At 38.0% G+C, this 18853-nt stretch carries 16 protein-coding genes and 1 other annotated feature; of the genes, 5 read left to right on the forward strand and 11 right to left on the reverse strand.

The annotated features are described in order from the left end of the window. The first annotated feature begins 525 nt into the window (after nt 1–525). The 5 genes from croR to IEV09_RS10370 all read left to right on the forward strand — a co-directional run bounded on the left by croR (nt 526) and on the right by IEV09_RS10370 (nt 6977). Nucleotides 526–1218, forward strand: coding sequence for a response regulator transcription factor CroR (gene croR, locus IEV09_RS10350; RefSeq protein ID WP_188368233.1), 693 nt, complete (start codon nt 526–528; stop codon nt 1216–1218). Then, nucleotides 1208–2389 carry a sensor histidine kinase gene (locus IEV09_RS10355; RefSeq protein ID WP_188368324.1) on the forward strand — a complete coding sequence of 394 codons (1182 nt, stop codon included), beginning with the start codon at nt 1208–1210 and terminating at the stop codon, nt 2387–2389. Before croR ends, IEV09_RS10355 begins: the two co-directional genes overlap by 11 nt. 39 nt (nt 2390–2428) lie before the next feature. Next, nucleotides 2429–2632 (forward strand) — a binding site (T-box leader). A 59-nt stretch (nt 2633–2691) separates the two neighbouring features. After that, entirely contained in the window at nt 2692–3966 is a 1275-nt protein-coding gene (gene serS / locus IEV09_RS10360) for a serine--tRNA ligase (RefSeq protein WP_188368234.1), read from the forward strand. A gap of 125 nt (nt 3967–4091) precedes the next feature. Next, nucleotides 4092–5555, forward strand: a complete 1464-nt coding sequence (locus IEV09_RS10365) for a polysaccharide deacetylase family protein (protein WP_188368235.1) — start codon at nt 4092–4094, stop codon at nt 5553–5555. Between the two features lie 273 nt (nt 5556–5828). After that, entirely contained in the window at nt 5829–6977 is a 1149-nt protein-coding gene (locus tag IEV09_RS10370) for a cobalamin-independent methionine synthase II family protein (protein WP_188368236.1), read from the forward strand. 232 nt (nt 6978–7209) lie between these two features. Here the strand turns inward: IEV09_RS10370 and guaB are convergent, their stop codons facing one another. The 11 genes from guaB to IEV09_RS10420 all read right to left on the reverse strand — a co-directional run bounded on the left by guaB (nt 7210) and on the right by IEV09_RS10420 (nt 18839). Next, nucleotides 7210–8691: an IMP dehydrogenase gene (gene guaB / locus IEV09_RS10375; protein WP_188368237.1), complete on the reverse strand. Its 1482-nt coding sequence runs from the start codon at nt 8689–8691 to the stop codon at nt 7210–7212. A gap of 212 nt (nt 8692–8903) precedes the next feature. Then, nucleotides 8904–9611: a DUF1129 domain-containing protein gene (locus IEV09_RS10380; protein ID WP_188368238.1), complete on the reverse strand. Its 708-nt coding sequence runs from the start codon at nt 9609–9611 to the stop codon at nt 8904–8906. Nucleotides 9612–9668: 57 nt separating this feature from the next. After that, on the reverse strand, nt 9669–10769 hold the full coding sequence (gene ychF / locus IEV09_RS10385) for a redox-regulated ATPase YchF (protein ID WP_209651434.1): 1101 nt from the start codon (nt 10767–10769) through the stop codon (nt 9669–9671). 15 nt (nt 10770–10784) lie between these two features. Beyond that, nucleotides 10785–10973 carry a DUF951 domain-containing protein gene (locus IEV09_RS12775; RefSeq protein ID WP_209651433.1) on the reverse strand — a complete coding sequence of 63 codons (189 nt, stop codon included), beginning with the start codon at nt 10971–10973 and terminating at the stop codon, nt 10785–10787. Nucleotides 10974–10994: 21 nt separating this feature from the next. Continuing rightward, nucleotides 10995–11882: a ParB/RepB/Spo0J family partition protein gene (locus IEV09_RS10390; RefSeq protein ID WP_188368239.1), complete on the reverse strand. Its 888-nt coding sequence runs from the start codon at nt 11880–11882 to the stop codon at nt 10995–10997. Continuing rightward, the gene (locus IEV09_RS10395; RefSeq protein ID WP_188368240.1) at nt 11872–12636 is read right to left on the reverse strand and encodes a ParA family protein; all 765 of its coding nucleotides are present in this window, start codon (nt 12634–12636) and stop codon (nt 11872–11874) included. The genes IEV09_RS10390 and IEV09_RS10395 overlap by 11 nt, the downstream gene beginning before the upstream one ends. An 11-nt stretch (nt 12637–12647) precedes the next feature. After that, nucleotides 12648–13364, reverse strand: coding sequence for a 16S rRNA (guanine(527)-N(7))-methyltransferase RsmG (rsmG, locus tag IEV09_RS10400; protein WP_188368241.1), 717 nt, complete (start codon nt 13362–13364; stop codon nt 12648–12650). A 767-nt stretch (nt 13365–14131) separates the two neighbouring features. Beyond that, nucleotides 14132–15916: a glycoside hydrolase family 35 protein gene (locus IEV09_RS10405; RefSeq protein ID WP_188368242.1), complete on the reverse strand. Its 1785-nt coding sequence runs from the start codon at nt 15914–15916 to the stop codon at nt 14132–14134. A gap of 109 nt (nt 15917–16025) precedes the next feature. Further along, complete coding sequence (lacD, locus tag IEV09_RS10410; RefSeq protein WP_188368243.1) at nt 16026–17015, reverse strand: tagatose-bisphosphate aldolase; 990 nt, start codon at nt 17013–17015, stop codon at nt 16026–16028. 40 nt (nt 17016–17055) lie between these two features. Further along, complete coding sequence (locus tag IEV09_RS10415; protein ID WP_188368244.1) at nt 17056–18222, reverse strand: SIS domain-containing protein; 1167 nt, start codon at nt 18220–18222, stop codon at nt 17056–17058. A gap of 215 nt (nt 18223–18437) precedes the next feature. Then, the gene (locus tag IEV09_RS10420; protein ID WP_188368245.1) at nt 18438–18839 is read right to left on the reverse strand and encodes a PTS sugar transporter subunit IIA; all 402 of its coding nucleotides are present in this window, start codon (nt 18837–18839) and stop codon (nt 18438–18440) included. Nucleotides 18840–18853: the final 14 nt, after the last annotated feature.

Here is an 18853-nt window from a genome sequence, read left to right on the forward strand (position 1 = left end):
TGTTCAGTTTTCAAAGGTCTACGTTGTTGCTTCGTTAGCAACTCTTATATCTTATCAGGTTAACAAGTCATTGTCAACACTTTTTAAAACTTTATTTTAAGTTTATGATAAGAGTGTTTGCTGTAATGACAGCGACTTGAACATCTTACCAAACAAACGTTATGTTTGTCAATCGTTTTTTTAAAAATAAATTTAAAAAGTTTGTTGAGATAAATAACTGTTTTCGTAATCCCAATACATAACAATATACCAACTTTAAAGCGCCACGTCAACTAAAAAAAGGCTATTATATCAACGTTTTGATTTAAACCCCTTCTATCACTAGCTTACAGTATTTTTACCCCTTCACATAACTTAAAAACGGATTATATCATTTATATCTGTCTAAACGTTCGCCTAAAAACCATTAGCTATCGTTTAAACAACAAGTGATTTATCAATTTTCCTAAAGATTAGAGATTAATTTATCTATTTTTTGATTTTTTTGATAATATATAGAGAGATAAACTACTAGGAGGGTACACCATGAAAATTTTAGTTGCCGATGACGATAAAGAAATTGTTGAGTTACTAAGTATCTATCTTCAAAATGAAGGTTATGAACCTGTCAAAGTCTATGACGGTCAGGAGGCATTAAACGCTGTTCGATCAACCCCTGAATTGGGATTGCTTATTTTAGACATTATGATGCCTGAATTAGATGGAATGCAAGTCGTCAAAACTTTACGCAAAGAAGAGTCACAAATTCCAATCATTATGTTGACTGCTAAGACAACTGATATGGATAAAATTAAAGGATTAGTAGCTGGAGCTGATGATTATGTTACAAAACCATTCAACCCATTGGAAGTTATGGCACGGGTCAAATCTTTATTGCGCCGAACAAAAATGTCCTCTGACCAAAATCAAACCGAAATCTTAGAAGTCGGTTCATTAATTATTAATCGTGATTCACACGAAGTCACAACGATTGATGGTGTTGCTATTCAATTAACCGCTCTTGAATTTGGCATTTTATACTTACTCGCTTCACATACTAATCGTGTCTTTAGTGCAGATGAGATTTTTGAGCGTGTTTGGAAACAAGAAAGTGTTGTTTCTGCTAAAACAGTAATGGTTCATGTGAGCCATTTACGCGATAAGATTGAAGAAGCAACTGGTGGGGAAAAAATCATTCAAACAGTTTGGGGAGTTGGATACAAAATCGATGCCAAATAACAGCTTTGAAAATAAAAAACGAATTACACTTACCTCAAGAGAAATCAGTGAACTTTTCGCAGAGGCAATCGTTACAATTATTTTGCTACTATTAATTAACGTTTCAATCCTTGTCTTGTTTTCTTCTATTATAAACAATTCACCGTCGTTAAATGATGCCATCTTTGAATCACGCAATATTTTTGTTAAAAACTTTAACTCAACTATTTTTTTGAGCGGTAAAAATATCTTATTGCCTGTGTTTCTACTATTAGATGCCTTCATCCTCTCTTGGAGAATTATTCGACGCTATCGGCAAATGCAATTACGACATATTATTTCTGAACTGCATTATATTGCTGAAGGAAATTATGATCATCGAATCCCTTTTGAACTCCGTGGAGATTTAAACCGAATTATCACGAGTATTAACGGACTAGTGGATAGTACAGTTGCTGCGATTGAAGAAGAACGGCGCATTGAACAATCGAAGGATGAATTGATTACAAATGTCAGTCATGATATTCGAACACCACTTACTTCGATTATTGGTTATCTCGGTTTAATTGAAGATCGACAGTTCCATTCGAAAGAAGATTTATTGAAATATACCCATATTGCCTATATTAAAGCCAAACAGATGAAGTCCTTAGTGGAAGATCTCTTTGAATACACTAAAGTACGTCAACCAGATGCACCGATTAGTACAATAACCTTTGACATGGTCCAGCTCTTAGAACAATTAGCGATTGATTTTGAACTAGAAGCTTCTCGTAAAGATGTGGAGATTCAAATTCAATCAGAGGTCCCTCAAATTTTGATGACTGGTGATACAGATAAATTGGTGCGCGTTTTTAACAATTTAATTACCAATGCCCTGAAATATGGGAAAAACGCGACACTCATTGTAATTTCGATTGAAAAAATCGGAACGGAAGTCGTGATTGCTGTTAAAAATAACGGCAAGATGATTCCAAAACACTCGCTTGATGCACTTTTTAATCGTTTCTATCGAGTAGAAGAGTCTCGTTCTCAAGAAACTGGTGGATCCGGTTTAGGTTTAGCGATTGCCCAAAGTATTATTGCCCTACACGGCGGCTATATTTATGCGAAATCAAATCCTCAATGGACCTCTTTTATTATCCATTTACCACTTGGGGTCAAACAAGAGCGTAAAATTGCTGATAAATAGTTGACGAAAGAGTGCTTTTCCGCTATGCTAAAGCAAATTATATCTATTACGCAGAGAATCTAGTACATGTTTCTTCTATAGTAGAGAGCTGATGGTTGGTGAAAATCAGTATAGTCAAACATGGAATCCAATTCTTCGATTGCTTCTTTTGAAAGAAAGACCTACTCTTTGGTTACAAGAGATACAAGGGCGACAGTTTGTCGAACTTGGGTGGTACCGCGAATAATCTATTTCGTCCCAAGCAATTAGCGTGGGATGGAATAGTTTTTTTATTTTATTTACTATATATAGGAGGGTATAACATGTTAGATATGAAGATGATTCGTCAAAACTTTGATTTTGTCCAACAGAAATTACAGTCACGTGGTGTAAAGGCAGATGTTTTAGCGAAATTTGTTGAATTGGATGAACAACGTCGTGCGTTACTTGTTCAAACGGAAGAACAAAAAAAATACCGTAACGATGTTTCTGGTGAAATCGCACAGTTAAAGCGTGAAAAATTAGATGCGACAGAAAAAATTAATGAAATGAAAATGGTTGGCGAGAAGATCAAATCGATTGACCAACAAATTTTGGCAATTGACGAGCAACTAAAAGAAATTGCAACGACTTTACCAAATTTACCACATGATAGCGTACCACTAGGTGCCGATGAAGAGGATAACATTGAAGTCCGTCGTTGGAGCACACCAAAAACATTCGACTTTGAACCAAAACCACATTGGGAAGTAGCCGAAGACTTAGGTATTTTAGACTTCGAACGTGGCGCAAAAGTTTCAGGCAGTCGTTTTGTTTTCTATAAAGGTGCCGGTGCACGCTTAGAACGTGCGCTTTACAACTTCATGCTTGACCAACACGTTGATGAACATGGCTACACAGAAATGCTAACGCCTTATACGGTTAATAGTCAGTCAATGTTTGGAACTGGTCAATTCCCGAAATTTAAAGAAGATGTCTTCCAATTGGCAGATAGCGATTTAACACTCATTCCAACGGCTGAAGTGCCATTAACGAACTACCACAGTCAAGAAATTTTAGATGAGAAGGACTTACCTATTTACTTTACAGCACTAAGTCCAGCCTTTCGTTCAGAAGCAGGAAGTGCCGGTCGTGATACTCGTGGCTTAATTCGTTTACATCAATTCAACAAAGTAGAAATGGTTAAATTGAGCACAAGCGAAAATTCTTACGATGAATTAGAGAAAATGACCGCTGATGCTGAGAGCATTTTACAAAAACTCGATTTACCTTACCGTGTATTAACACTTTCAACAGGCGATATGGGATTCTCAGCTGCTAAAACGTATGATTTAGAAGTTTGGATTCCAGCACAAGATACTTACCGTGAAATCAGCTCTTGTTCAAACTGTGAAGATTTCCAAGCCCGTCGTGCAATGATTCGTTACCGTGACGCGGATGGAAAAATTCACTATGCCCACACATTAAACGGTTCTGGTCTTGCAGTCGGCCGTACAGTTGCTGCAATTTTAGAAAATTATCAAAATGCAGATGGCAGTATCACGATTCCTGAAGTGCTTGTTCCTTATATGGGTGGCATGACAAAAATCGAGAAATAATTAAGCTCTTCTTTTTTGAAACTTCTTTCAGATTAAAAATGAAAGAAGTTTTTTTGCTATTAATTGAGTTAATCACTTATAAATGTTAAGTTATTGACAACGAATTAAAAAATAGAGGTGTTAGAATGAATGATCAAGAACCAATTCAATTAAGAAGTGAACTTCGAGAACGACGAAAAAAAGAACAGAAACATTTTAAACTCTTAAAATGGGGGATTCCTCTTGTTTTACTATCCGTTTTATTGATTGGGGGTTTTTCAATTAAACAATTTTTTGACCAACGAGCATTGGATGCTCAAATCAAAGTTGAAAAACAAATAATTATTGAAAATAGTCAAAAAGCTCAGAAACAAAGCGGTTTTGAAACGATTAAAAATGTAAAAGAACGACGTAATATTACACAAATCATTTATTCTCCGAAAGAAAAAGATACGTTCCCTATTGCTGATTTTTCTGAAAAAAGCAAAAAAATGATGGATGACATTATGAAAAAACAAAAAACGAAAGAACCAATCGTTTTAGTCGCCGGTTTGGGAACCACAAGCTACACCGAACACCTAGGTGCCTATCATATTCAAGTCGACACCTATCAATGGCAAATCAACAAGAATAATTTTGAAAAAATTGCAACAAAAACAGACTCTCCTCTCTATATCAATCAAAAGACGGGAAAGCCAGTTACTAGTAAAGAGTTAATTGCGGAAGATGCCAACTTATTAGGAATTCATCAAGTTATCCAACAGCAAATTTTGGACGAAGCAGAAGATCCTAAAAAAATTATTGATGCTGTGTTAGACTTACCTGTACTCAACTGGGAGTCAAAAATAACCTATGCACCAGAAGAGCTAAAAATAACATTGCAAAAAAATGATACAGGTGTTTCAAAAATTTCTCTACCTTATCAAAAAATCCGACCTTTTATTCAGCAAAATTTAGTAAATCCGGCTGTTTTCACTGAGGATGTTCAAGCGCTGGATCCAAACAAAAAATATATTGCACTGACTTTTGATGATGGACCAAGTGCCGCAACCACTCCAAAAGTTCTTAAAGTACTTGCTGAGAAAAAGGTTAAATCGACCTTCTTCTTACTCGGTCAAAATGCAAAAGAATATCCTGAACTCGTCCAACAAATTCAAAAAGATGGACATGAAATTGCAAGCCACTCGTACTCACACCCGCAATTAACTGCGCTAACAGCGGACCAAGTCACGAAAGAAGTACGCGAAACAGATAAAGCAATTTTTAACGCGACTGGGATCTTACCTCGAACGTTTCGCCCACCTTATGGTGCCGTTAATCCTGAAGTCGCAAAAGCAATCGGCAAACCTGTGATTCAATGGGACATCGACTCTTTAGATTGGCAATCAAAAAATACTCACTCTGTCATCGAAGTTGTGAAACAAACGTCTCATCCTGGTGGTATTGTGTTAATGCACGACATTCAGCAATCGACTGCCGATGGGATTGCAACGATTATTGATAATTTAAAGAGTCACGGTTATGAATTTTTGACAATTGAAGAAATGTTCCAATTAAATGAACGCCCACTATATCAATATTTTGGTTTGGAAAATTACCGCAAAATTTAACTAAATGATAGCATCACGAACCGTAGGAACTACGGATATCACTTGGTTAGTAATAGTATTCACTTTGAGTAAAGAAGTATGCCCTATCCCTCGAAGCGTCCACTTAATTAATACTTTGAACTTACGAATCGCTTTTTAATAGCCGATTCGTAAGTTTTTTTCTTATCTATAGTTTTAAACTATAGCTAGTAGTTATTAATATGTATAAGCTCTTTTCGATTTTATTTGATATGCTATTCCTATCAATTTATTTCAGACATGGAGGCTATTTATATGACAGCAGAACGTTTTCAACTTGTAGGTTCTTTACTACGCCCAACTAACTTACTTGACTATAAGAATAAAATCGAAGCACGGGATGACATTCAATACCCTTTCTACAATGATTTTACGGGGTATCAAGAAACGGAAACCAATGAGATTCAAAAAGTGATTGAAAAACAAATCGACGCAAAGATCCCTGTCATTACAGACGGTGAATACTCTCGTTCGATGTGGCATCTTGATTTTGTTTGGGGTTTCGACGGAATTGAACGTTTTATTGCCGATAATGGGTACACCTTCCAAGATTTCGATGGTGGGGTTTATGAGACACGAAAAGATATTGGTATTCGTATTACAAAACCACTCTCTGGAAAAAATCATCACTTTATTACGTTGTACAAGCAATTAAGAGAACAAGCCGGTGATCATCCTGCCAAAATTACGGTTTGGGGAGCAGCCCACGCCTTTACTGAACTTGCTGTCATGAATCAAATTTATGGCGAAGATCAAGTTTATCCGACACAAGAGGCTTTAAAAGAAGGCTTAATTCAAGCCTATAAAGAATTTTTAGTCGAATACAAAGCCGCTGGTGGTGAAATTATTCAATTTGATGACTGCTTATGGGAATTGTTTTCTGAGGACAATGAACAAAGTTTCTTCACTGCTGGCAACAATGGTTTAGAAGATTTAGCAGATGCCTTTATCGCAATCAACAACAATGTGGCCGATTATGCCCATGAATTAGGTTTAAAGGTTTGGACACACAACTGCCGTGGAAATTATGAAAGTCGCCATGCCGCTGGTGGAAGTTACGAATCAATCGCTGAAAAATTCTTGCGTGATCAACGTTATGATCGCTTTTTCCTGGAATGGGACGATGAACGTGCGGGCGAGCTTTCCGCACTTGAAGTATTAAAGGAGCGTCCAAATGTTGATGTTGTACTTGGATTACTTTCGAGTAAAACATCTCATCTAGATGATGAAGAACGTGTTTATCAATTACTTGAAAAAGCCAGTGACATTTTACCAAAAGAACGATTATTCTTATCACACCAATGTGGCTTTGCTTCTTGTGATGGTGGAAATGAATTATCAATTGACCAACAATGGGCTAAGATTAACCAAGGACAAGCAATCGCAGAGAAATTCTGGAAATAAGAAAAAAGCATCCACCAAGACAAAGTATTCTTGGTGGATGCTTTTTTATGAATTATTTTTTGTGGTGTCGAGTAGACTGGAGCGGTGGAGCTAAGTTGGCTTAACTCTCATGCCTGAACGCTTAAAAAATAACCTCTTAGTGAAAAGGGCCGTTCTGGAAAAAAGTGAAGAACGCACTTTCTTTCCAGAAGCTTGCTTATTTTTCGCAGCTGAACGATTTATTTATAGCCTCTTATTGTACGGAGTAGTTTGGTGCTTCTTTTGTAATTTGGACGTCATGTGGATGTGATTCTTTTAGTCCATTGCCACTCATTTGGATGAATTGGGCATCGTCACGTAATTGTTGTAAGTTGGCTGCACCAACGTAACCCATACCTGATTTTAAGCCACCAATCATTTGGAATAAAATGTCTGCGGCACTACCTTTGTAAGCCACACGGCCTTCAATTCCTTCTGGAACTAATTTATTGGCTTCGTTTACGCCACCTTGGAAGTATCGATCACTTGAACCTTTTTCCATTGCGCCTAGAGAACCCATGCCACGGTAAGTTTTGAAACGACGGCCTTGATAAATTTCAAATTCACCTGGAGACTCATCGGTTCCAGCTAACATACTACCTAGCATTACGGCAAAGCCACCAGCCGCTAACGCTTTAACAATATCACCTGAGTATTTGATTCCGCCATCAGCGATAATTGTTTTTCCGTACTGACGAGCAACGGATCCAGCATCATAAATCGCTGTTAATTGAGGAACTCCGACTCCTGCAACAACACGTGTTGTACAAATGGAACCAGGACCAATTCCGACCTTAACCACATCAACACCTGCATCATAGAGTGCTTTTGTTCCTTCTGCTGTAGCGACGTTTCCGGCAATTAGAGTCGCATCTGGGAAAGCTGCACGAATTTCTTCAATTTTACGTAATACACCGGCACTATGACCATGTGCTGTATCAATAATAATCGCATCCGCACCAGCCTCTAATAATGCTCCAGCACGTTCAAAAGTATCACTTGTGACACCAACTGCTGCTGCAACGAGTAAACGACCATGCTCGTCTTTTGCTGCATTCGGGAATTCAATCACTTTTTCAATATCTTTAATCGTAATTAAACCACTTAAGCGACCTTCTTCGTCAACGATTGGTAATTTTTCGATTTTGTGTTTTTGCAATGTTTTTTCCGCATCTTTTAAAGACGTACCAATTGGTGCAGTGACTAAATTGTCTTTGGTCATCACTTCATTAATTTCAATATTGTAATCTGTCACAAAGCGGACATCACGGTTTGTAATGATTCCAACTAATTTACGATTTTCTAATGTATCGACAATTGGCACACCGCTAATTCGGTAAGTAGACATTAATTTTTCTGCATCTGCCACTAAATGAGTAGGGGTTAAGAAAAACGGATCAATAATAACGCCACTTTCTGAACGTTTTACTTTCAAGACTTCTTCGGCTTGTTGCTGGATATTCATGTTTTTATGAATAACACCTAGACCACCTTGGCGCGCCATTGCAATCGCCATTTTACTATCAGTTACGGTATCCATACTGGCACTAATGATTGGAATATTTAATTTGATATTTTTTGCTAATTGCACACTCATATCAACATCGTTTGGCAATACGTGACTTTCTGCTGGAATTAATAAGACATCATCAAACGTTAACCCTTTTTTTGCAAATTTCGTTTCCCAGTTGGACATTGCTGTAACCACTCCTCAAGTTTTGTTTTTTTGTATTGTTATTGAAAATAGCAAAAATCTAGTAGTCTGTCAACTATCCTTTTCCAAATATTAAAAAACCCTCATTCTATTCCTTCTTTTTCAGAGACAAAGACGAAGATTCAAAAAACAACCCGAACGATAGAACGAATATATATTTATTCGTTCGGTTATCATCCGAGTTGCGCTATTCTTTATTTTTTGGGTGCTTCGCCTCTAGGTAAAGCTAAACTTCCAACAATGTTGTATTTTTTCTTTAAGTAGTAACGGACACCAAAGGCTGCGGCACCAATTACGAGTAAACCAGCTGGCGGTAAAATCACGTTAATCGCTGCTGGAATGAGTGCAGAGAAACCAATTAAGGTAATCCATGCTAAGAAGGCTCCAGCTAAAATTAAAATAATTTTCCACATTTTCAGGCGTTCGCTTTTATCTGCCCCTGGTTTTTCAAAGCGGTACACGTATTTATACATTAAGTAAAATACCCAACCACCAATCCCAGCCATTAAGAAGAGCGTAATCACACCGTAAACTTGGACTGCGTCTTTCATAATTAAGCCCATTGAACCTAACATTAAGCCAAAGACGGCTAAAATTAGCAAGGCGTTATCAAGCCACATGAAGAATGGTGTTGTTTCTTTCTTTTCTTCTGGTTTATTTAAGATGGCATCGGTACGTTCTGAAACGGTCCCAAATAAGTGACGAGCCGTCTTTCCACTTTTTTGTTCTTGAACAAGTGTTGGTAAAATATCATGTAAAGCAACGGCCTTTTCTTCTTCAGACAAGTTCGCGGCATCTAATGATTTCTTTAAATCAAAAATATACTGTTGGTTTTTGTTCGTTAATTGTTTTTCTAATTCGCGGTTTTCTGAAACATAATTTCGAATTGTTTCTGTTTCCATCTTGCGATAGTCCCCCTTTTTAAATGACGTCCCTTGATAATAAAATAAGGAACGGTTTTACACGTTAAAACGAAACAGCATAACATCGCCATCTTGTACGATGTATTCTTTTCCTTCTAAACGAACACGACCAGCTTCTTTGGCTGCTTGCATCGAACCGTATTGGCTTAAATCATCATATGACACCGTTTCGGCACGAATAAAACCACGTTCAAAGTCGGTATGAATGATTCCTGCTGCTTGTGGCGCTTTAATCCCTTGTTTAAAGGTCCAAGCACGTACTTCTTGCTCACCGGCTGTAAAGTAGGTTGCTAAACCTAATAAATGATACGCTCGACGAATTAACTGATCCAGACCAGACTCTTCAATCCCCAATGCTTCTAAGAATTCTGCTTTGTCTTCTTCATCCAACTCCGCAATTTCTTCTTCAGCACGTGCGCTAACAATCACAACTTCCGCATGTTCACTGGCTGCAAACTCACGAACAAGTTTAACATATTCATTATTTTCCGCATCAGAAACTTCATCTTCACTCACGTTCGCGATATAAAGGACTGGTTTTGTCGTTAATAAGAACAGTGAACGGACAATTTTTTCTTCTTCTTCAGTGAACTCGATTGAACGAGCAGAAAGGCCTTCTTCTAAAACTGGCTTAATTTTATCTAACACCGCTAATTCTGCTACGGCTTCTTTATCTTTTGTACGAGCCATCTTAAAGACGCGTTGATGACGCTTTACAACCGAGTCTAAGTCGGCTAAAACAAGCTCTAAGTTAATTGTATCAATATCAGCTAACGGGTCAACGCGGCCTTCTACGTGAGTAATGTTATCGTCATCAAAACAACGAACCACGTGACAAATCGCATCCACTTGGCGAATGTGACTTAAGAATTGGTTTCCTAGTCCTTCCCCTTGGCTTGCACCTTTCACGATTCCTGCAATATCAGTAAATTCAAAAGTGGTTGGAACAGTTTTCTTTGGTTTAACAAGTTCTGTTAAACGTTGTAGACGATCGTCTGGTACTTCAACCATCCCTACGTTTGGATCGATTGTTGCGAATGGATAGTTTGCCGCTTCGACACCGGCTTTTGTAATTGCATTGAATAACGTTGATTTTCCAACGTTAGGCAATCCAACGATTCCTGCTGTTAATGCCATTTTTTATTCCTCTTTCTATACTTGATCATTTTTTTCTAAAATCTTTTTCATTTTTTTCTCAAATTCGCGTCGTGGCATCATCACCATTTGACCACAAGCCTCGCATTTGATTTTGATATCAGCACCCATTCGGATAATTTCCCAACGATTGGTTTGACAGGCATGGGGCTTTTTCATCTCAACAATATCTTTTAAATCATACATTGTAGTCCGCTCCTTTGGCTATTATGCTTCATCAAATGAAATATTTAATAAATCTAAAATACGGGTTAAATCACTTTGCGACAAATATTCAATCTCGATCTTCCCTTTACCTTTTTTCTCATGAATCTCAACGCTCGTACCGAACTTATCCATTAAACGGTCTTCACTTTCACGTAAGTAATAAGGCTTTTCTTGAATAATTCGCGAAACTTTTTTCTTCGTTTTGTCTTCATTCATCTCGGAAACCAGTTGCTCTAACTGACGCACGGTTAAATTCTCTTTGACACAACGGTTAGCTAATTTTAACATTTCTTCTTTGTTTTTCAAACCAAGTAATGTCCGTGCTTGTCCCATTGACAGACGCTCGTCTTGGAGCATTTCTTTGGCTAATTGCGGCAAAGTCAACAATCTTAAATAGTTTGCAATGTATGGACGACTTTTACCTAAGCGAGTCGCAACTTCTACCTGAGTTAATTTCAAATTATCCATTAACATTTTATAGGCTTCTGCTTCTTCTAATGGATTTAAATCTTCACGCTGCAAGTTCTCTAAAACAGCGACTTGCATCATCGCTTCTTCATCAAAATCGCGAATAATGGCTGGGATGGTTTCTTTTTTAGCTAATTTAGACGCTCGAAAACGACGCTCACCGGCAATAATTTCATAGCCTTTGACTGCTGATTTACGAACGATAATCGGTTGGAAAACACCTGAGTGCGCAATCGAACTTGCTAGTTCTTTTAATGATGTTTCATCAAAGGTTTTTCGTGGTTGATACGGATTTGGGCGCAATTCATTCAATGAAATATCAACGAGTGTTTCCGTTTTAACATCCACTTCTTCTAAACTGGCTAAATCTTGAAACAACGCATCAATGCCTTTACCTAAAATTTTTCCTTTATTTTTCACGCGCTAACACTTCCTTTGCTAGTGCTTGATACACTTCTGCTCCTTTTGAACGAATATCATAGTCGATAATCGACATGCCATGACTCGGTGCTTCTGATAAGCGTACATTACGCGGAATAATCGTTTCGTAGACTTTCTCTTGGAAATAACGACGAACTTCTTCAACAACTTCAGCCCCTAGATTCGTACGCGCATCATACATTGTTAGTAATACGCCTTCGATTTCTAGCTCTGGATTAAAGTGTTTTTGAACAAGACGCACGGTATTTAACAACTGGCTTAACCCCTCTAATGCATAGTACTCACATTGCACTGGAATTAAAATCGAATCACTGGCTGTGAAGGCATTAATCGTCAAATGTCCTAGTGACGGTGGGCAATCAATTAAAATATAGTCGTATTGATCTTTGACTTCATTTAGGGCTAATTTCAATCGTGATTCACGCGCCATCATTGAGGTCAATTCAATTTCTGCTCCAGCTAATTGTAACGTCGCAGGTACGATATCCAAGCCTTCTCTTGAACTTGGAACAATCGCATCTTGAATTGGTACTTCATTGACTAAAACATCATAAATATCTTGCGTGACATCTGGCTTACGAATCCCCATGCCACTTGTGGCATTGCCTTGTGCATCGATATCAACCAATAAAATCTTTTTTCCCATAAACGCTAAACTAGATCCTAAGTTAACGGTCGTAGTCGTCTTACCTACGCCACCTTTTTGATTTGCAACTGAAATAATGCGGGCCATGAATTGTCCTCCTATACTATCGGTTGTTTATTTGGTAACCCTGGTTTTCTCGGGTATTTTTTCGGTGTCTCTTTTTTCTTCTCAATGACTAATACATGACGTTCATCGCCAGTAATCGGTAAGAAGCTGACTTTGTCTTCAATAAATTTACCGCCTAGTAATCGAATCGCTGGTTGCGCTTCTTGTAACTCTTCATCACTTTTCGCCGCTTTCAAAGCTAAAAATGCGCCATTTTTCTTTACTAATGGTAAACACAACTCAGTTAAGACGTTCAAACGAGCCACTGCACGAGCCGTTACATAGTCATAACTTTCACGATGGTCTTTTGATTGCGCAAACGTTTCTGCACGATCATGGAACAATGAGACACCTTCTAGACCTAATTCTTTTACTAAATTTGTCAAGAAAGTAATGCGCTTGTTTAGTGAGTCAACAATTGAGACTTTTAACGTTGGGTAAATGATTTTCAGTGGGATACTCGGAAAACCCGCACCCGAACCAACATCACATAAAGAAGCATCTGGTTTCAAATCGACCACTAACGCCAACATAATCGAATCGTAAAAATGTTTTAAATAAACCTCACGTTTTTCAGTGATTGCGGTTAAGTTCATTTTCTCATTCCACGACACTAATAATTCAAAATATTTTTCGAATTGATCAAGCTGTTTTTCACTCAAATTAATGCCTTTTTCTTGTAATTTTTCTTTGAATTCTTCAGGTAACATCGCTTATTTCCTTTCTTCTACGTGAAACAGAAAAATGTTTCACAGATCCGTTATTACTGTAACGTAAATTCCACAATCATGCAAGGAAAAGTGGCTTTTTTCTAGAGAAATACAGAGAAAAATACATGTTTCACGTGAAACAATAAGAGGCTATTTCTGAAGCGTTTAATGACGAGTGAGAAGCAAAGAAGTGTTTGAAAGTGTTTTTTACTTTCAAACAGATTCTGGCTTATCATTGAGTCATTGCTTCAGAAATGCCGTTTTAGATAAGAGGCTATAAATAAATCGTTCTGCTGTGAAAAATAAGCAAGCTTCTGGAAAGAAAGTGCGTTCTTCACTTTTTCCAGAACGGCTTATTTCTGAGCAGTTGATTTAGTTATGCCGTTTGCAATAAGAGGTCATTTTTAAAGCGTTTAGGCATGAGAGGTACGAAGACTTTCGAAAAAATGGTTCTTTCATTTTTATCGAAAAGACAGCTTACCTCCGAATGCCTGCTTTAAAAATACCGTTTCAGATAAGAGGCTATAAATAAATCGTTCTGCTGTGAAAAATAAGCAAGCTTCTGGAAAGAAAGTGCGTTCTTCACTTTTTCCAGAACGGCTTATTTCTGAGCAGTTGATTTAGTTATGCCGTTTGCAATAAGATGTCTTAAAGTAGACGTCCTGAAGCAAAAGATAATCGAGCACTCCTGGAGTGTCTAATGACACGCACAAAAAGATTCAAAATATAAAAAGCGATGACTAACAACGTCATCGCCTACTTCTAAATTAATGTAATGTCGTTTCAACTAAATCGAAAATCGGTGCTTTTGTGAAACTGATAGTCTCACTGTGTACCCCTTCTGTTTCAAAGATAACGACTTCATTCGCTCCTTTGTTTAAGAAGCCTTTTGGAATATAAAGCGATTGGGTTGCACCTTTATTCCAAAATCTGCCAATATGATTGCCATTGACTAAGACAATCCCTTTACCAAAGGCTTGCAGATTAATAAATGTATCTTCTAATTGCTCAATCTCAAATTCAAATTGATAGAAAGCAGGTTGTCCTTCATGCCAATCTTTTGAGTAATCCATCGTTAATGGTTGGTCAAATGGCAATGAGTACTGCTCCCAATCCAGAATGAAATGTAAGTCGGTCATCACACCTTGGCGAATGCCTTTTCGTTGGGTATCGGCTAATAACTTGTGTCCGTAGTTCACACGTCCCATATTCTCAATCAAAATATCCATTTGATTGATGGCTTCTTTTGGCTCAAAGTAGATGCTCTCGCCAATTTTTTCTTGGTACTGTGTCGCAATCAGTTCACCGTTTATGTACATTTTGGCACGGTCACGTGCATCAATGATTCGGTAATGCTCTTTTTCAGCTTCACGACGAATCTTCGTCCGATAAAATAGATAGCCATAATTTTGCCCCACTTTTTCCATTGGTTGCGGGTATTTTGTGACTAATTTTTCACTAATATCATCTAAAACTTCGACCAAGCTCACTTTATTGGCTAATGGTACGTCCAATATTTCCATCGTCTCTTTGACAATTGGATCCATTTGCACCAAGTCTGGGAATAATTCATGCACCATTTCTTTGATAGCGTAATATTTTTCAGTTGGATTGCCTTGTTCATCTAGTGGCGCCCCGTAATCATATGAAGTAATTTGTGGTAAATCGAGTGTGCCGCGCGCTGAAGAGCCATTCATGAAGCCAAAGTTGGTCCCTCCATGGAACATGTATAAATTGACACTGCCTAACTCTAACACTTCACGTAAGGCGTCAACTAACTCATCGGTTTCGCGCGTAACAATTGGCTCTGCCCAACGGTTAAACCAACCATCCCAAAACTCCATACACATTAACGGCCATTTTTTACCATAAGATTGATGGAAATCTTTTAAAGCAGCAAAATTTTCTTTGCCACGTGAACCAAAATTGCCCGTTGGTAACACGCCTTCTTCTACCATACTACCGGCTGCTAGCGTGGCTAACCAAGAACCATCCGAAGTAAATAGGGGCACATCTACACCTAATTCTTCCATTAATTCCTTGATTGAGCGTAAATAATCTTTGTCTTCCCCATAGGATCCGTATTCATTTTCGATTTGCATCATAATGATTGGTCCACCGTTCGTAATTTGTAATGGCGTGACTTGCGCCATTAACACTTCATAATATTTACGTACATAGGCTAAAAACTTCGGATCGCTTGAACGAATACGCATGTCTTTATTTAATAACCAAGCTGGTAAGCCACCAAATTCCCATTCGGCACAAATATACGGTGTTGGACGTAAAATCACGTATAAACCGATTTTTTCGGCTTCTCTCATAAAGGAAACAAGATCACGAATACCATCGAAACGAAATTCTCCTTCGTTGGCTTCATGAATATTCCAAGGGACATACGTTTCAACCGTATTAAATCCGAGTGCTTTTAAATTGTGCAATGAGTGCGACCAATCCGACGGGTGCACACGGAAATAGTGAATCGCACCAGATAAAATCTTAAAAGGTTCACCATTTAACATAAATTCTTCTTTTATTTCAAAAGTAGCCATTTTATTTCTCCTTTTTAAGAAAATAAGGTGTGACAAAAGTCGTTTAGTCAAAAACGTTCATGTATGTCACACCTCTTTTTATTATACAAACATTTGATCGATAATCGGGTTAGATGACTTCCATCTTATCATGCCATGAGCTCGCTGTTTCAGCCACGACACGGTTCAAGGACTCAATATTCTCTTTTCCTTCGGTTTGTAACCACTCACGAGCGGCAGCTTCACCCGATTCAATAAATGGTGCAACACCGTTTTTCCAAGTGGCACGTCCACATAAGACACCGTTAAATGTTGAACCTGCTTCTTTGGCAAAAACTAACGTATCTTGGAACATTTGTGCTGAAACGCCGGCACTTAAAAAGATAAATGGTAAGTGTGTCGCTTCACTTTGTTCTTTGAAGAATTGTAATGCTTCTGCGCGTGTATGAACGACTTCACCATCTGTAAATCCTTCAACAAAGTTCATGTTAACTGGCACTTCAACTTTTAAGACGTCAACTTTGTATTTAGCTTTCGAAAATTCTTTCATCATTTCGTTGACCTTACGTGGTTTTACTTTGGCAAATTCCGCTGATGCATTGTCGGCATTCGTTGCATCATAAGATAACAACTCTAAGTAAAAGGGTAGGTCTTCTCCAATACACTCGCTACCAAGGCGTTCGATAAAGATGTGTTTCTTATGATTAATTGCAGGATCTTCATCGACATCATAGTAAAGCAAGAATTTAATGGCGTCTGCCCCTTGCTCTTTTAAAGCTAAAACAGACCATTCTTCTAATAAATCAGGCATGCGTCCAGGTGTTGAAGCGTCATATCCTGTTTTTTCATATGCTAAAAGTAAGCCAGCATCTGCATCGCGAACGTTTGCAGCGGGTAGGCCATATTCCGGATCTAATAAAATCGAAGAAGAAAAAGGGGTCAACTCTTCGGAAACAAGTGATTTAAACTCTTCAATTTGTGTTGCTGTCGCATCCACACCTAAAGCGGTCATCATTTTTTTCATTGCTCCACGTTGGTCAATCGCTAAGGCACCGATAATTCCATCTTTCGTTGATAAACGATCCATTGCTGCTTTTTTCCCTGCTGTTAGTTGTAACATGTTTGTCTCTCCTTTTCTTTTCTCAATTCAATCTTTTATTTTAATATTCGTGAATAATTACGCCTTTAACAACACGGTTAACCGTGCCTGTTGGTGATGGTGTATCAGGTGTATTTCCGACTTTAATCGAAGCGAGTAGGGAAATCGTTTGAGCAAAAATTCCCCCTGCTAATGCTAGATAACCATCTGGTAATAAGTTCGTGTCTTGTTTTAGAACAAAATTTTCACCTGAGAAATTAACTTCTCCTACTTGACCAATACCAATCACACCAGCTGCAATTTGATCGCCGTTGACTTCTTCTAAAATATCGACATCGTATTGACGCGTATAAGGATTGTTACTGATGAAATCAAATAACAATGTGCGCTCGTTAACGAACGATTTTGGCCCGTGACGGAAACCGAGTGACGAATCAAAAACAGTCGTTACTTTTCCGGCCGTCAATTCGAGCACTTTTAATTGTGCCTCACGGGTTAAACCAGATAAGCTACCTGAACCTAAGTAAACGATACGATCAAAGTCGCGGTCGATAATCGCTTGAATTTCAGCTTCACGACTTAAGACATCTTCTCCTAGTGCAATTAATGTTTGAACAATTGTTGCTTTGTTCTCCGTTTGATTGCTTGTATCAAAGACAAGTAAACCAGTCAATGTCATACAAGAAAAACTTCCTGTCATCGCAAATCCTACGTCATTCGAACGTTCTGGCATTAATAAGAGTAAATTACGCTCATCGCCATGTGCGGCTTTTGCTAATGCCCCTTCTTTGGCGCAAGTAATCGTCATATGGAATACATTTTTGATAATTTTATTTGCTAAATCAACGGTTGCCACACTCTCTGGACTATTCCCACTACGAGCAAAAGAAACCACAATCGTTGTTTCATCCGCTGAGAAATATTGTTCCGGCGATGCAACGATATCCGTTGTACCAACGCTTTGGAAAATAAATTGTTTATCACTGCATTGACTTAAATAAGGGACTAAAATATCGCCGACATATTGTGACGTGCCTGCACCGGTAAAAATAATCCGAATGCGTTCCGTTGTGCTAGCTTTAACGGTGGCCAAAAAGGCGGTAATTCTTTCTTCGGCACCTTGATAATTTTCAAAGGCTTCTGCCCATAATTCTGGTTGTTGGCGAATTTCACGGGTTGTGATTTCAGCGCCCATTTTTACAAGTTCTTCTACTGCTAATTGATACATCTTCTCTCCTCCATTTTCAATTGGGTTGATCAAATCTCAACCTCGCTAACTGGTTACTACCACGAACTAAGTCTACTATTAAAAAATCCAGTAGTCAACACAAAACACTGATTATTTAAGACTTTGTCAAATTTAAGCCAAGTTGAACAAGTATTAAAATAAAGAACCACTTAACAAAAGAAAACGCTTTTTGTCAAGTGGCTGTTTATTAATATTTACTCATCTTCATCGTCGTCAACTGCGGCTAAAAGGTCATTAATAAATGTAATGCCCTCTCTTGCATCAGCTACAAGATTTGCTTTTGAACCAATCATTTCACCGTTAATAAAACTAATGACCATTGGCATATTCATTCCTGAATACAACTCAAAAGATGCGCCTGTCATTAACATTTTTGCCGCCACATTACTTGGCGTGCCGCCTGCTAAATCACACAAGACAACATAATCATCGAGATTATCCAGCACTGCTTGGAGTTTCGTTTGAAACTCCGCAGGGCCTTCTTCTGGTAATAATGCAACCGTATGGATCGTTTCTTGCGGTCCCATAATCATTTCGGTACTTTGTTTTAAATGTTCGCAAAATGTTCCATGACTAATTAATACTAAATGACTCATTTAAGGTACGCTCC

The organism is Enterococcus alcedinis (assembly GCF_014635985.1).
Taxonomy (GTDB): Bacteria; Bacillota; Bacilli; order Lactobacillales; family Enterococcaceae; genus Enterococcus_I; species Enterococcus_I alcedinis.